Source organism: Mycobacterium sp. SMC-4 (assembly GCF_050205565.1).
Taxonomy (GTDB): domain Bacteria; phylum Actinomycetota; class Actinomycetes; order Mycobacteriales; family Mycobacteriaceae; genus Mycobacterium.
In genome coordinates, this window is record NZ_JBNMQU010000003.1 from 296754 (window position 1) to 310477 (window position 13724).

13 protein-coding genes and 1 pseudogene are annotated in these 13724 nt (G+C 67.9%); 7 read left to right on the forward strand and 7 right to left on the reverse strand.

Annotated features, from left to right (window positions below; all coding sequences use genetic code 11):
- The first annotated feature begins 27 nt into the window (after positions 1-27).
- Positions 28-1119 carry a hypothetical protein gene (locus tag ACQI46_RS08260; RefSeq protein WP_427093484.1) on the forward strand — a complete coding sequence of 364 codons (1092 nt, stop codon included), beginning with the start codon at positions 28-30 and terminating at the stop codon, positions 1117-1119.
- 78 nt (positions 1120-1197) lie between these two features.
- Here the strand turns inward: ACQI46_RS08260 and ACQI46_RS08265 are convergent, their stop codons facing one another.
- Complete coding sequence (locus ACQI46_RS08265) at positions 1198-2385, reverse strand: lipid-transfer protein (RefSeq protein ID WP_427093592.1); 1188 nt, start codon at positions 2383-2385, stop codon at positions 1198-1200.
- Between the two features lie 111 nt (positions 2386-2496).
- On the opposite strand from ACQI46_RS08265, the gene ACQI46_RS08270 reads away from it, so the two are divergent.
- Both ACQI46_RS08270 and ACQI46_RS08275 read left to right on the forward strand, forming a co-directional pair.
- On the forward strand, positions 2497-3555 hold the full coding sequence (locus tag ACQI46_RS08270) for a dihydrodipicolinate reductase (protein ID WP_427093485.1): 1059 nt from the start codon (positions 2497-2499) through the stop codon (positions 3553-3555).
- Positions 3552-4409 (forward strand): patatin-like phospholipase family protein, encoded by an 858-nt coding sequence (locus ACQI46_RS08275; RefSeq protein WP_427093486.1) that lies wholly within the window; start codon positions 3552-3554, stop codon positions 4407-4409. The genes ACQI46_RS08270 and ACQI46_RS08275 overlap by 4 nt, the downstream gene beginning before the upstream one ends.
- On the opposite strand, the gene ACQI46_RS08280 is transcribed toward ACQI46_RS08275, so the two are convergent.
- Together ACQI46_RS08280 and lpqV are read right to left on the reverse strand one after the other, a co-directional pair.
- Positions 4398-5378, reverse strand: coding sequence for a patatin-like phospholipase family protein (locus ACQI46_RS08280; protein ID WP_427093487.1), 981 nt, complete (start codon positions 5376-5378; stop codon positions 4398-4400). The genes ACQI46_RS08275 and ACQI46_RS08280 overlap by 12 nt on opposite strands.
- 64 nt (positions 5379-5442) lie before the next feature.
- Positions 5443-5853 (reverse strand): lipoprotein LpqV, encoded by a 411-nt coding sequence (gene lpqV / locus ACQI46_RS08285; RefSeq protein ID WP_427093488.1) that lies wholly within the window; start codon positions 5851-5853, stop codon positions 5443-5445.
- Positions 5854-5968: 115 nt separating this feature from the next.
- Between lpqV and ACQI46_RS08290 the strand changes: the two genes are divergently transcribed.
- Entirely contained in the window at positions 5969-6484 is a 516-nt protein-coding gene (locus ACQI46_RS08290; protein ID WP_427093489.1) for a cysteine dioxygenase, read from the forward strand.
- A complete protein-coding gene (locus tag ACQI46_RS08295; protein WP_427093490.1) occupies positions 6477-6845 on the forward strand; it encodes a rhodanese-like domain-containing protein in 369 nt (122 codons plus the stop codon). The genes ACQI46_RS08290 and ACQI46_RS08295 overlap by 8 nt, the downstream gene beginning before the upstream one ends.
- Here the strand turns inward: ACQI46_RS08295 and ACQI46_RS08300 are convergent.
- From ACQI46_RS08300 to ACQI46_RS08310, 3 genes are read right to left on the reverse strand one after another with little or no spacing between them, the layout of a single operon-like run.
- A complete protein-coding gene (locus ACQI46_RS08300; protein ID WP_427093491.1) occupies positions 6842-8530 on the reverse strand; it encodes an alpha/beta hydrolase in 1689 nt (562 codons plus the stop codon). The two genes, ACQI46_RS08295 and ACQI46_RS08300, sit on opposite strands and share 4 nt — an antisense overlap.
- 9 nt (positions 8531-8539) lie before the next feature.
- On the reverse strand, positions 8540-9319 hold the full coding sequence (locus tag ACQI46_RS08305; RefSeq protein WP_427093492.1) for an enoyl-CoA hydratase: 780 nt from the start codon (positions 9317-9319) through the stop codon (positions 8540-8542).
- 2 nt (positions 9320-9321) lie between these two features.
- On the reverse strand, positions 9322-10365 hold the full coding sequence (locus ACQI46_RS08310) for an enoyl-CoA hydratase/isomerase family protein (protein ID WP_427093493.1): 1044 nt from the start codon (positions 10363-10365) through the stop codon (positions 9322-9324).
- Positions 10366-10538: 173 nt separating this feature from the next.
- On the opposite strand from ACQI46_RS08310, the gene ACQI46_RS08315 reads away from it, so the two are divergent.
- On the forward strand, positions 10539-11384 hold the full coding sequence (locus tag ACQI46_RS08315) for a Bax inhibitor-1/YccA family protein (protein ID WP_427093494.1): 846 nt from the start codon (positions 10539-10541) through the stop codon (positions 11382-11384).
- A gap of 141 nt (positions 11385-11525) precedes the next feature.
- Positions 11526-12421 (forward strand): annotated as a pseudogene (locus tag ACQI46_RS08320) (endonuclease domain-containing protein).
- Positions 12422-12452: 31 nt separating this feature from the next.
- On the opposite strand, the gene ACQI46_RS08325 reads toward ACQI46_RS08320, so the two are convergent.
- Positions 12453-13670, reverse strand: coding sequence for an acetyl-CoA C-acetyltransferase (locus ACQI46_RS08325; protein ID WP_427093495.1), 1218 nt, complete (start codon positions 13668-13670; stop codon positions 12453-12455).
- Positions 13671-13724 lie beyond the last annotated feature (54 nt).

The window sequence follows — 13724 nt, forward strand, 5'->3', positions numbered from 1 at the left end:
TTCATGCCGGCGGAGGTAGTACAGCAGATGGCAAACTTTGCGCTGCCCACTGGGCAGAACCGGCGGCACGGCGCCGCAACGGCACCCGCCGCATCCAGCACACCCGGCGCCGGTTGTGAAGCGGGCGGAACCTTCGAGCGACGACTGCCCGTCGGTTACGGCCCGATCGGTGAGGTCGCGACCGGAGGGGGCACCATGGCTGTCGCCAACTTCGCGACCGACACGGTCTCGTTCTTCCACGCGGACACGCTCGCCGGGATAGGCGCCGTGCGCGTCGGCGGCGAGCCGGGCGCCGTCGTCCTCACCGACGACCGCGCCTACGTCAGCGTCGCGTCCGAGACACACGACGCCGTGCTGGTGATCGACACAGAGACATGCGACGTCGTGGCGTCCTACTCGGTCGCTTCCGGCATCACCGCCCTGGCGGTCAGCCCGGACGGAAAGCGTGTGTACGCCGGCCGCACCGCGCCGGAGCAGGCCCCGGGCTCCACGTTCGACCGGGTCGAACTCTCGGTCATCGACACCACCGCCGAGCGGGTCGGCACCATCGACATCGGCTCCGGCCCGGCGGCCAACATCGACGCCATCCGCGTCGACCCCGGCGCGAAGACCATCTACGTGGCCGTCACCGACGACCGCACCAGTCAACTGGTCGTCGTCGACGCCGAGACGACGCGCGTACGACGCGTCATCCCGATCGGTCCGCCGATCCGCGACATCGCCTACGGCGGCGACGCGGTTTACGTGCTGACCTCCGACCGGGCCGTCGGCGGCGCCCTCTACGTCGTCGACCTCAGCACCCACCGCGTCAGCGATTTCGTCGCGCTCGGTGGCGCTCCCACACAGCTGTCGCTCAGCCCTGACGAGGCGCGTGCCTACGTCGTGGACTACGACCGCGTCATCGTGGTGTGCGCCTTGAGCCTCGATGTCATCGACAGCCTGAAAATCGACGCGCGTCCCTCCTGCGTCGCCCAGAAACTCGACGGATCACAGCTTTTCGTCGCCGACTACTCCGGTTCGGTGAACGTCTTCGCCGTCGAGTCGACGCTCGAGGAGCTGTACTCGCAGATCGTCGCGACCGACGCGATCGCGTTCGGGCTGCAGCCGGTCAGCGCCTGAGTTTCCTGCCGAGCAGACACAGACTCGCGTGCTTTCACCAGAAAGTGTGCGAGTTTGTGTCTGCTCGCGGGAGGCTCCCTAGCGCTCGGCGCGCTGGTAGGCGGTCACCACCGCCGCCCCGCCCAGGCCGATGTTGTGCTGCAGCGCCGCCGTCACACCGTCGACCTGGCGTTTGTCGGCGGCGCCGCGCAGCTGCCACGTCAGCTCACTGCACTGCGCCAGACCCGTCGCACCCAGCGGATGCCCCTTGGAGATCAGGCCGCCGGACGGATTGACCACCCAGCGACCGCCGTAGGTGGTGTCGCTGTCGTCGATCAGCTTGGGCGCCTCGCCGGGCCCACACAGGCCGAGAGCCTCGTACAGCAGCAGCTCGTTGGCCGAGAAGCAGTCGTGCAGCTCGATCACCTGGAAATCCTCCGGACCCAGCCCTGACTGCTGGTAAACCTGTTGTGCGGCTTTGACATTCATGTCGTAGCCGATGATGTTGGCGGCACTGCCGTCGAACGTCGACGCGAAATCAGTGGTCATCGCCTGGCCGACGATCTCGACGGCTTGCCCCGCCAGACCGCGCTTGGCCACGAAGTCCTCGCTGGCCAGCACCACCGCAGCCGAACCGTCCGACGTCGGAGAACACTGCAGTTTGGTCAGCGGATCCGAGATCATCTTCGCCGCCAGAATGTCATCGAGGGTGTACTCGTCCTGGAACTGCGCATACGGGTTGTTCACCGAATGCTTGTGGTTCTTGTAGCCGATCTTCGCGAAGTGCTCGGCGGTGGTGCCGTACTTCTTCATGTGTTCACGCCCTGCCGCGCCGAACATCCAGGGCGCCACCGGGAACTGCATCTCGTCGATCTCGTTGAGCGCCAGGATGTGTCGCTTCATCGGCGACTCACGGTCATCGACGCTGCTGGCCAGCGAGCCGGGCTGCATCTTCTCGAAACCCAACGCCAGCACACACTCGGCCAACCCGCCGCGAATCGCCTGCGCACCCAGATACAACGCCGTCGAACCGGTCGAGCAGTTGTTGTTGACGTTGACGATCGGAACGCCCGTCATGCCCAACTCGTAGAGCGCCCGCTGCCCCGACGTCGAGTCCCCCGAGCAGTAGCCGACGTAGCCCTGCTCGATGTCGGTGTACTCCACACCCGCGTCCTGCAGCGCTTTCGTGCCCGACTCGCGGGCCATGTCCGGATAGTCCCAGCCCTCCCTGCGCCCGGGCTTCTCGAACTTGGTCATCCCGACTCCGACGACGAAAACGCGCCTCATGGTGGTCATCCTCTCGCTGCTTTGCGGTCTGCCAGAAAACCTAGCGCGGGGGTTACGGTCCGCGGTGGCCGACTGTTGATATAGACCTGAAGGCGACAGTGAGGAGACCAGATGGCGCTGCGGGTAGTGCAGTGGGCGACCGGCGGCGTGGGGGTCGCGGCGATCCGAGGGGTGCTCGAGCATCCCGAACTCGAACTCGTCGGGTGCTGGGTGCACTCACCGAGCAAGGCCGGCTGCGACGCCGGCGAACTCGCCGGGCTCGACCCCATCGGCGTGGTCGCAACCAACAGCGCCGACGACATCCTCGGCCTGGACGCCGACGCCGTCATCTACACGCCGCTGATGGGCGATCAGGACGAGGTCGCCGCGCTGCTGCGCTCCGGCAAGAACGTCGTCACCCCGGTGGGCTGGCTCTACCCGAGCCAACGCAGCGGCGCGCCCCTGCGCGAGGCCGCGCTGGAAGGCAACGCCACACTGCACGGCACGGGCATCGCCCCCGGTGGCATCAGCGAGAAGTTCCCACTCATGCTGTCGGCCATGTCCACCGGTGTGACATTCGTGCGCGCCGAGGAGTTCTCCGACCTGCGCACGTACGAGGCACCCGATGTGCTGCGCCACGTGATGGGCTTCGGGGAGACGCCCGACAAGGCGCTGACCGGACCGATGCAGAAGATGCTCGACGCCGGCTTCATCCAGGCGGTGCGGATGTGCGTCGACCAACTCGGCTTCGCCGCCGACCCGAAAGTGCGTGCCACACAAGAGGTGGCCGTGGCCACCGCACCCATCGAGTCACCGATCGGGCAGATCGAACCCGGCCAGGTCGCCGCCCGGAGGTTCAACTGGGAAGCCCTCGTCGACGGCGAACCCGTCGTGCGGGTGACGGTGAACTGGCTGATGGGCGAGGAAAACCTCGATCCCGCTTGGTCGTTCGGTCCCGCCGGGCAACGCTACGAGATCGAAGTGTGCGGCAACCCCCGATTCACGGTGTCGATCAACGGTTTCCAGTCCGATGTGGGCGGTGAGGGACCCGAGTACGGGGTTGTCGGCACCGCGGCGCACTGTGTGAACTCGGTGCCCGCGGTGTGCGCCGCCGCCCCGGGCATCGCCACCTACCTGGATCTGCCGCTGATCAGCGGCAAGGCCGCGCCGAGCCGGGGCGGTGCCCGATGAAGCGGGCCCTGGTGCTCGCCGGGGGAGGACTGGCCGGCATCGCCTGGGAAACCGGTGTGCTGCTGGGAATCCGAGACGAAGCGCCCGACGCCGCCGCCGCGCTGCTGGATGCCGACGTGCTGGTCGGCACGTCGGCCGGATCGACGGTGGCCGCGCAGCTCAGCAGCGGCGTACCGCTGGAAGAGCTCTTCGCGCGGCAGCTGTCCGAAGAAGGCGGCGCCCACGAGATCAATCCGGGCGTCGCGATCGAGACGATCACCGGCCTGTTCCTCGACGCCATGCAGACCCCCGGAACGACCAAGGAGCAGAAGCTGCAGAAGATCGGCGCGGTGGCCGTCGGCGCCGACACCGTGACCGAAGACGTGCGCCGCACCGTCATCGAGCACCGGTTGCCGTCCCACCACTGGCCGGACCGGACGTTGCGGGTCACCGGAATCGACATCGCCACCGGAGAACTCGTCGTCTTCGACAACGACACCGGAGTCGGTCTCGTCGACGCCGTGGCCGCCAGTTGTGCCGTGCCCGGCGTGTGGCCACCGGTCACCATCGGCAGCCGCCGGTTCATGGACGGCGGAGTGGGCAGCACGGTCAACATGAGCGCCGCGCACGACTGCGAGGCCGTCGTCGCGCTGGTGCCGTCCAGTGCACAGTCGCCGTCCCCGTGGGGCACCGGGACGGTCGACGAGATCCGGTCCTTCCCTGGCGCGACGCTGGCGATCTTCGCCGACGACGAATCTCTGCAGGCCTACGGCCGCAATCCGCTCGACCCGGCCTGCCGCGCCCCTGCGGCGCAGGCCGGCCGCAATCAGGGCCGCCGAGAGGCGCACCGCGTCGCCGAGTTCCTACGAGCGTGAGACGCGCGCTTCCAGCGTGTCCAGCCCGGTCGCGGCGAGCTCCTGCCCGATCTCGATGACCTCGGCGGCGCGGTGGAAATCCAGGCTGCGGCACACCGTGCGCGGCACCTCGATCAACAGGTCGGGCGGGTAGGCGGCCAGAGTGTGACGGGCCAGCGCCGCCTGAGCGATGTCGATGACCCGGTTCATCACGTCGAAGCTGCCCAGCCGCGGCACCGTCGGGACCGGGTCGTCACTGACTTCTTCGGGGTCTTCGAGGGGTTCGTCGTCGCCGGCCACGAAGCGGCCCAGCACCGCGCGACCCGTCTGGGTCTCCAACAGTGACCGCGCGGCCTTGCTGTCCAGCAGCGAGGACCGGGTGCGCCACATCCGGTTCAACCACTCACCACTGGGCCGGCTCTCGTGCTCGTCGCGATGCGGTTCGGGATCATCACCGGCCAGGCTGACAGCCAGCGTCACGTCGGCGACCACCGAGGCGATCGGCGCCATCGGAATCGGATCGAGGATTCCGCCGTCGGCCAGCAGGCGTCCGTCGAGGACGTGGGGCGTGATGAGCCCGGGGATGGCGATGGACGCCCGGATCGCGTCGTCGACCGGTCCGCGTTGCATCCACACGGACTTGCCGGTGATCAGGTCGGTGGCCACCGAGGTGTACGGGATCGGCAGCTCTTCGATGGTGATGTCGCCGACGATGTCGCGCACGGCGTCGAGGATCTTCTCCGCACGGAGCACACCGGGTGCGGTCAGTGACGGGTCCAGCAGCCGCAGCACCGCGCGCTGGGTCAATCCGGTTGCCCAGTCGGTGAATTCGGGCAGCTTTCCGGCGGCTTCCAGCCCCCCGACCAGGGCGCCCATCGACGACCCGGCGATGCCGACGATCTGGTGACCGCGTTCGTGCAACTCGTTGATGATCCCGATGTGGGCGTAGCCGCGCGCCCCGCCGCTGCCCAGCGCCAGTGCGACCCGCATGCATGCATTGTGACGGAGCCGCGCACGCGGCGTGCAGCGACTTAATCGACCGCGTGATTCGAAGTCATCCGCACAGGTCGTCGGCCGCCGCTTCGACGGCGACGATGACCGCCGACTGCTGCCCCGGCGTCAGCTCGGCCCACGGTTTGTCGAACAGTCCGGCACCCACGGGGCCGCCCTGCTGGAGGGTCTTCAAGTACGGCTCGACCTGTGACGCCGGATCGCCGCCATGCTCCTGCATCCACGTTTTGGCTGCTCGGCAGGTCTGGAAGTAGTCGTCTTCGGTGGAGTCGGCGGGAGCATCCACCGCGGTGGTGACGCCGTCGGGGGAGACACCGGCAGCCCCGGCCGGCGTCGGCGCCGACGTGGTGGTCGCCGAAGTTGCCGTCTGCTCCGGTGCGGGCTCATCGGTCGACGAACACCCGGACAGCGCCACCGCAACCACCCAGGCCAGACCGATGGCGTATCTGCGCATACCGCCAATCTATGCAACACTGGCGCCCGTGATGAGCGAGATCCGGTTTCTGGAGTGTTGTCCGGCCTGACGCCGACCCCCGAACCTGTTCATCCCTCATCTCTGGAGACCCCTCATGGTTCTCGCGCCCACCCGGCTGCGTCTGCCCGACCTTCTGCACGTCACCGACCGCTTCGCCGACGACGTCCTCGTCGGCGACTACGACCACCTGTTCCCGGCCGGTGGCCTGCCCCGCACCGAGCGCTGGTTCACCCGCCTGCACGGCAACGACGAACTCGACGTCTGGCTGATCAGCTGGGTGCCCGAACGCTCGACCGAATTGCACGATCACGGCGGCTCGCTGGGCGCCCTCACGGTCGTCAGCGGCGCCCTGCGCGAAACGCGTTGGGACGGTGCGACGTTGCGTGACCGCACGCTGGTCGCCGGCGACCAGGCCGCGTTCCCGCTGGGCTGGGTACACGACGTGGTGTGGCGCCGCGACACCGTCTCGGTGAACTCGGCCCCCACGCTGAGTGTGCACGCTTACTCGCCGCCCCTGACCGCGATGTCGTATTACGACGTGACCGGCGACAATGCGTTGCGGCGCAACCGGACTGAGCTGACGGACAAACCGGAGGGCGCTGATGAGTAGCCGTATCGACGCCGTCCTCGACAGTGCGCGCGCCCGACTGACCCGGCTGCGCGCCGAACAGGTGCCTGCCGCGCTGGATCGGGGCGCGCTGCTGGTCGACATCCGCCCGGCCGCGCAACGCGCCGCCGAAGGGGAGGTGCGCCAGGCTCTGGTGATCGAGCGCAACGTGCTGGAGTGGCGGTGCGACCCGACCAGCGACGCGCGACTGCCGCAGGCCGTCGACGACGACGTGGAGTGGGTGATCCTGTGCTCGGAGGGCTACACCTCCAGCCTGGCGGCAGCGGCGCTACAGGACCTGGGGTTGCACCGCGCCACCGACGTCGTCGGCGGCTATCACGCCCTCAAACACGTGTTGAGCTAAGAGTTCTCGTCGCTGTGCAGCAATCCGCGCAGCCGTTCGGTCTTCTCCTGCGTCCATCCCGGAGGCAGCAGAATCAGCGCCCACGCGTCAGCCACATCACGGACGTAGACGTGGCCGTGCCCGTCGGGTACGTCGACGGCCACCGCCATGTCAGCCGACACCTGAAGGAACGTCACCACCGGAATCCACTCCATGTCCGGGGACACGTCGTCGCCGCGCTTCTCGTGCAACCAGTCCGGCCGGGCGAAGAGCAGATCCGGATTCCACCACGCGATCGGATCCGACGCGTGCTGCAGATAGACCACGCGCGGCTGTTGCCACCCGGCATGAGGCCGTTGCAGGTCTTCGGGTTCGGCGACGAACCGGACGTTGGCGCCGGCGTCGTAGATCGGCAGCCACTGCGGCGAGCCCGGATCTCGATTGAGCGTCAGGTCATTCCAGACGGTGTTGTTGAACGTCGGGCCGCTGAACAACGCCCCGTCCGTGCGCGCGATGAGATTGTTCAGCGCCAGGAACGGCGCTTCACCGCCGAACGATCCGAGGCTCTCACCGAACACCACCAGTTTCGGTCGTTGCGACTCCGGCATCTCGCGGATGAGTTCGTCGACGGCCTCGAACAGCGCCTGACCGGCCTGACGGGCGTTCTCGTTGTCGACCAGGAACGACAACCAGCTCGGCAGGAACGAGTACTGCATCGACACGATCGCGGTGTCGCCGTTGAACATGTACTCCAGCGCCGTCGCTTCGGCCTCGTTGATCCAGCCGGTGCCCGTCGTCGTCGCCACCGCCACCACGGCGCGCTGCAGCGCGCCGGTGCGCTGTAGTTCGCGCGCTGCCAGAGCTGCGGTGTCTTTGATGTCGTCGGCGGAGTGCAGGCCGGCGTAAGCGCGGATCGGCTCGACCGCCGGTGCGCCGTTGAAGGCGGTCAACTCCTCGACCGTGGGCCCACCGGAGATGAAGATCCGACCCTGATGGCCCAACGACTCCCACGACACCAGTGACTCGGGGCCGCCGGAACGCAGTACCGATTGCGGGGCGGCGAAATCAGGATCGGTCTCGTCGTTGACCGCCGCGAAGGTGCTGTTGGCGGTGTTCATCGCGAACCGCACCACCACGCCGTTGAGTAGCGCCACCGACAGCGCGACCACCAGACCGACTGCGACCACCGCCGAGACCCGGGGTGGCGCAACACGATTGAGCTGACGCGCCAGGAACCGCACCAGCAGACGCAGCGCCTGGCCGATCTCCACGAGCACGAACAACGTCACCAGCGCGATCACCCCGGCCAGCGGGTAGTCCCAGAATCCCAGCCGCGGCACGCCCATCAGGTCGCGGACGTCGTCCTGCCAGCGGTGAAACCAGAAGATCGCCAACACCATCCCGATTGCGCCGACCGCGACCAGGATCGGCCACGCCCAACGCGGGGCGGGTGGACTGGTGTCCTTGGAACGCAGGTAACGCACCAACCACACGGCGAACACGCCGATGCCGTAGCCGATTGCGCCGGCGCCCCCGCTCACCAGGCCCTGGAACAGCGGGCCGCGCGGCAGCAGCGACGGCGTCAGCGAGAACCACAGGAACACCAGCCCGACGGCGGTCCCGGTGAACGTGTAGTGCCGAATCCACCACGCCCGTCGCGGCGCAGCGCGTTCCTCGGACGCCTGGGCCTCGACGGTGTCGGTCACGCCCGCACTCTAGCGGTGTGTGAAGTTCGCTTGCCGCTTCTCGGCGAACGCGTTCATGCCTTCGGTCTGGTCGTCGGTGGCGAACGCCGAATGGAACAGCCGCCGCTCGTAGAGCAGACCTTCGGCCAGCGTCGATTCGAAGGAGCGGTTGACCGCCTCCTTGGCCATGCGCGCGGCCGACAGCGACATGCCCGCGATGGTCTGGGCTACGGCTTTGGCCTCGTCGAGCAGCGCGTCGGCGGGCACCACGCGGGACACCAGCCCCGCGCGCTCGGCTTCTTCGGCGTCCATGTTCCGGCCGGTCAGGATCAGGTCCATGGCCTTGGCCTTGCCGATCGCGCGGGTCAGGCGCTGTGAACCGCCCATGCCCGGCAGCACCCCGAGCTTGATCTCCGGCTGCCCGAACTTCGCGCTGTCGGCGGCGATGAGGATGTCGCACATCATCGCCAGCTCGCAGCCACCGCCGAGCGCGTACCCGGCCACCGCGGCGATGGTCGGGGTCCGGGTCGCGGCGAACTTGCCCCAGAGGGCGAAGAAGTCGGAGGAGAACACGTCGGCGAACGACAGGTTGGCCATCTCTTTGATGTCCGCGCCCGCGGCGAAGGCCTTCTCGCTGCCGGTGATGATGATCGCCCCGATCCCCGGATCGGCGTCCAGTTCGGCTGCGGCGCTGGTGACTTCGTGCATCACCTGGCTGTTGAGCGCGTTGAGTGCCTTCGGGCGGTTCAACGTGATGGTGGCGACGCGGTCCTCGCGGTTGAGCAGGATCGTCTCGTAGCTGTCGGTCATGGTCACTCCTGTTCGAACGTCAGATCGGGCTGTGCCGACGCGAAGTACGCGTCGACGTCGGCGGCGGTGACCGCATCCAGTGATGCCGGCGACCACTGCGGGTTGCGGTCCTTGTCGACGAGCTGCGCGCGGATGCCCTCCACGAGATCATGCGACCGCAGCGATGCGCAGGACGTCCGGAATTCCTGCACCAACACGTCTTCGAGCGTGGGCAGCTCCGCGGCCTGGCGGACCGCCCGCAGCGTCACCGAGAGCGCGATGGGGGAGCGGGTCGAGATCAATTCGGCGGCGTCGCCGGCGGCGGTGCTGCCGTGTTCCTGCAGCGCGGCGACGATCTCGGCCACGGTGTCCTTCGCGTAGCACTCGTCGATCCAGGCACGCTCCTGCGCCAGCGGGCTCGGCGGTGGCTCCTGGGTGTGGGCGGCCAGCGCCGCGTCGACACCGTCGGCGACGATCGCCCGGGTGAACGCGTCGAGACGGTCGTGGGGCACGAAGTGGTCGGCGAAGCCCATCGCGATGGCGTCGGCCCCGGAGAACGGGGCGCCGGTCAACGCGGCATGGACGCCGAGCAGGCCGGGGGTGCGTCCGAGGATGTAGGTGCCGCCGACGTCCGGGATGAAGCCGATACCGACCTCGGGCATGGCCATCTTGGTGGTGTCGGTGACGACACGGACGCTGCCGTGGGCGCTGATGCCGACACCGCCGCCCATCGTGATGCCGTCCATCAGCGCGACGTACGGCTTCGGGTAGCGCCCGATGTAGGCGTTGAGCAGGTACTCGTCGTGCCAGAAGCGGCGGGACTCGGCGCCACCGGCCTTGGCGTCGTGGTAGATCGCGACGACGTCGCCACCGGCGCACAGGCCGCGTTCCCCGGCGCCGGAGACCACGACAGCCCGCACGGCGTCGTCGTTCTCCCACTGCTGGAGTGCCTGCGTCACGGCGGTGACCATCGGATGGGTCAGCGAGTTGATCGCCTTGGGCCGGTTGAGCGTGATGAGCCCGATGCCGTTCTCGACGTTTACTAGGACATCCTTGTTTTCGACCACAGAATGCAATCTAGATCGTCCTCCGCGCGCAGGCGGGGCCGGGTAAGGTTTCCTGTGAAGCTCCTGGGAATCGACGCCCGCAATTCGGGAACCGTCCGGGAACCCCGCTCGTTGAGCAGGTGTTCGTCTCCGGCGACTACGCCACAGGACACAACACAGGAAAGGAACCGACGGTGCGCGAAAGCAGCAACCCGGTATTTCGCTCGCTCCCCAAGGGGCAGCAAGGCGGATACGCGCAATTCGGTACCGGAGCCGCCGGCTACGGTGCGCAAGCGGTACACGCCGATCCCTATGTGACCCAGTACCCCGATCAGCAGCAGACCGGCGTCTCGCGTCCGATGACGATCGACGACGTGGTCACCAAGACCGGTGTCACCCTCGCGGTGCTGACCGCCGTCGCGGTGGTGTCCTACTTCATCGCCACGGTGAACCCGGGCCTCGCGATGATGCTGGCGATGGTCGGCGCCATCGGCGGCCTGGTGCTGGTGCTCGTCGCGACGTTCGGACGTAAGCAGGACAATCCGGCCATCGTGCTCAGCTACGCGGGTCTGGAAGGCCTGTTCCTCGGCGCGATCACCTTCCTGTTCGCCAACGTCATCTCCAACGGCGGCTACTCGATGATCGCGCAGGCGGTCGTCGGCACCCTCGGCGTGTTCTTCGGCATGCTCGTCGTCTACAAGACCGGCGCCATCCGCGTCACCCCCAAGTTCACCCGCATGATCGTCGCCGGCATGTTCGGTGTGCTGGCCCTGATGCTCGTCAACTTCCTCGCCGCGATCATCGGCGGTGGTGACGGCCTGGGTCTGCGCAGTGGCGGCATGCTGGCCATCGGCTTCTCGCTGCTGTGCATCGGCCTGGCCGCGTTCAGCTTCCTGATCGACTTCGACGCCGCCGACCAGATGATCCGCGCCGGCGCGCCGGAGAAGGCCGCCTGGGGCGTCGCACTCGGCCTGACCGTCACCCTGGTCTGGCTGTACGTCGAGATCCTGCGACTGCTCAGCTACTTCAACCAGGATTAGCCTCTACACGAGAAGGGCGCCCACTTCGGTGGGCGCCCTTTTTCGTGCGGGTGTGCGCTCAGATCGCGATATGGACCCCGAATGCGATCTGAGCGCACACGCCGATCGTGGTTCTCCACAGCTGCGCATCCACCCCTGGCGGTGCCGGTCCGGTCCTGCCACGGTTCGACGAGTGAGTCTCTTGCGTGGCCCTTCATCGGCAGCGAAGCAGTGGCCGCCGGACGCGCCCGAAAGCACCAACTGCGCGCGCACTACCGGGCCGTCTTTCCCGACGTCTACGTGCCGAAGGGCGCGGATCTGACGCTGGCCCAACGGACAAAGGCAGCGTGGCTCTGGTCAGGACGCAACGGCGTCATCGCCGGTGCGGCAGCGGCAGCACTGCACGGGTGCAGGTGGATACCCGACGACGAAGCGATCGAGCTGATCTGGACCAATGCCCGGCCTCCGAAAGGCATCGCCACCCGCAGAGACCGGCTGAGCGACACAGAGATACAAGAAGTTGCCGGCCTGCCGGTCACGACGCCCGAGCGCACCGCGTTCGACATCGGACGTCTCACGCCCGGCGTGCTGGGGGTCATCCGACTCGACGCGCTGAGCAACGCAACCCACGTCGATCCCGCGGCAGTCACGGAGCTGGCCCGCCGACATGCCCGATCGCCGGGCATTCCGGACCTGCTTCTGGCACTCGACCGGTACGACCCCGGTGCAGAATCACCGCGCGAGACGTGGCTGGGTTTTTGCTCATCCGCGCCGGCTTCCCGCGGCCGCGAACGCAGATCCCGGTCTTCGACGACCGCGGCCGGCCCCGCTACTACCTCGACATGGGATGGGAGGACCTCAAGGTCGCGGTCGAGTATGACGGCGAGCACCACAGGCGCCGCGACACGTTTCGCGACGACATCATTCGCGCGGAGTTCATCGCCGAGCGAGGTTGGCAGCGGGTGCGCGTGGTCGCCGGGCACCGTCGCGCTGAGATCATCGACCGCGTCGCCCGGGCGAGGTCTTTCGGTGTGCGCTCAGATCGCAATACCAGTTGAAACCACGATCTGGCTGCACACAGAGCCGGACCTACGAGAGGCGCTCCACGACCATCGCCATGCCCTGGCCGCCGCCGACGCACATCGTCTCGATGCCGAACGTCTTGTCGTGCGTGGCAAGGTTGTTCAGCAGCGTGGCGGTGATCCGCGCCCCGGTCATGCCGAACGGATGGCCCAGCGCGATGGCGCCGCCGGACACGTTCAGCTTGTCCTCGTCCATGCCCAGCTCGCGCGCCGAACCCAACACCTGCACCGCGAACGCCTCGTTGATCTCGTACAGGTCGATGTCGGAGATGCTCATCTTCGCGTTGGCCAGCGCCTTCTTGACCGCCTCGATCGGGCCCAGGCCCATGATCTCCGGCGAGAGCCCCGAGACGCCCGTCGACACGATCCGCGCCAGCGGCGTCAGGCCGAGCTCCTTGGCCTTCGTGTCGCTCATGATCACCACGGCCGCGGCGCCGTCGTTGAGCGGGCACGCGTTGCCGGCGGTGATCGTGCCATTGGGGCGGAACACCGGCTTGAGCTGGCTGATCTTCTCGTAGGTGGTGCCGGCGCGCGGGCCGTCGTCCTTCGACACCACGGTGCCGTCGGGCAGCGTCACCGGCGAGATCTCGCGCTCGAAGAAGCCGCTGTTGATGGCCTCCTCGGCCCGGTTCTGCGACCGCACGCCCCAGCGGTCCTGGTCTTCACGGCTGATACCGGTGAACGCCGCGACGTTCTCGGCGGTCTGCCCCATCGCGATGTAGATGTCGGGCAACAGGCCGTCCTCGCGCGGGTCGTGCCATTCCGTGGCGCCCTCGGCGGCCTTGGCGGTGCGCGCCTGCGCATCGGCGAACAGCGGGTTCTTGCTGTCCGGCCAGCCGTCGGCGGTGCCCTGACCGAACCGCGACACCGTCTCCACACCCGCCGAGATGAACGCGTCGCCTTCACCGGCCTTGATCGCGTGGAAGGCCATCCGCGTGCTCTGCAGCGACGACGAGCAGTAGCGGTTGACCGTGGTGCCGGGCAGGAAGTCGTAGCCGAGGTGCACGGCGACCACCCGGGCGATGTTGTTGCCCGCCTCCCCGGCGGGCTGGCCGCAGCCCATGATCAGGTCGTCGATGTCGCGGGGGTCGAGCGCGGGCACCTTGTCCAGCACCGCCTTGACCATCTGGGCGGCGAGATCGTCGGGACGCATCGACACCAGCGACCCCTTGTTGGCCCGGCCGATCGGCGAACGGGCGGTGGCGACGATGACGGCTTCAGGCATGACGGCTCCTCGGATGCAGCGACGCGAACTACGACGAACCTAGCTGGCATTCGC

What these genes read in the sequence shown, in the direction of transcription:
- ACQI46_RS08260 (WP_427093484.1), top strand. Translation starts at nt 28, where the DNA reads ATGGCAAACTTTGCGCTGCCCACTGGGCAGAACCGGCGGCACGGCGCC.
- ACQI46_RS08265 (WP_427093592.1), bottom strand. Translation starts at nt 2,385, where the DNA reads ATGAGGCGCGTTTTCGTCGTCGGAGTCGGGATGACCAAGTTCGAGAAG.
- ACQI46_RS08270 (WP_427093485.1), top strand. Translation starts at nt 2,497, where the DNA reads ATGGCGCTGCGGGTAGTGCAGTGGGCGACCGGCGGCGTGGGGGTCGCG.
- ACQI46_RS08275 (WP_427093486.1), top strand. Translation starts at nt 3,552, where the DNA reads ATGAAGCGGGCCCTGGTGCTCGCCGGGGGAGGACTGGCCGGCATCGCC.
- ACQI46_RS08280 (WP_427093487.1), bottom strand. Translation starts at nt 5,378, where the DNA reads ATGCGGGTCGCACTGGCGCTGGGCAGCGGCGGGGCGCGCGGCTACGCC.
- lpqV (WP_427093488.1), bottom strand. Translation starts at nt 5,853, where the DNA reads ATGCGCAGATACGCCATCGGTCTGGCCTGGGTGGTTGCGGTGGCGCTG.
- ACQI46_RS08290 (WP_427093489.1), top strand. Translation starts at nt 5,969, where the DNA reads ATGGTTCTCGCGCCCACCCGGCTGCGTCTGCCCGACCTTCTGCACGTC.
- ACQI46_RS08295 (WP_427093490.1), top strand. Translation starts at nt 6,477, where the DNA reads ATGAGTAGCCGTATCGACGCCGTCCTCGACAGTGCGCGCGCCCGACTG.
- ACQI46_RS08305 (WP_427093492.1), bottom strand. Translation starts at nt 9,319, where the DNA reads ATGACCGACAGCTACGAGACGATCCTGCTCAACCGCGAGGACCGCGTC.
- ACQI46_RS08325 (WP_427093495.1), bottom strand. Translation starts at nt 13,670, where the DNA reads ATGCCTGAAGCCGTCATCGTCGCCACCGCCCGTTCGCCGATCGGCCGG.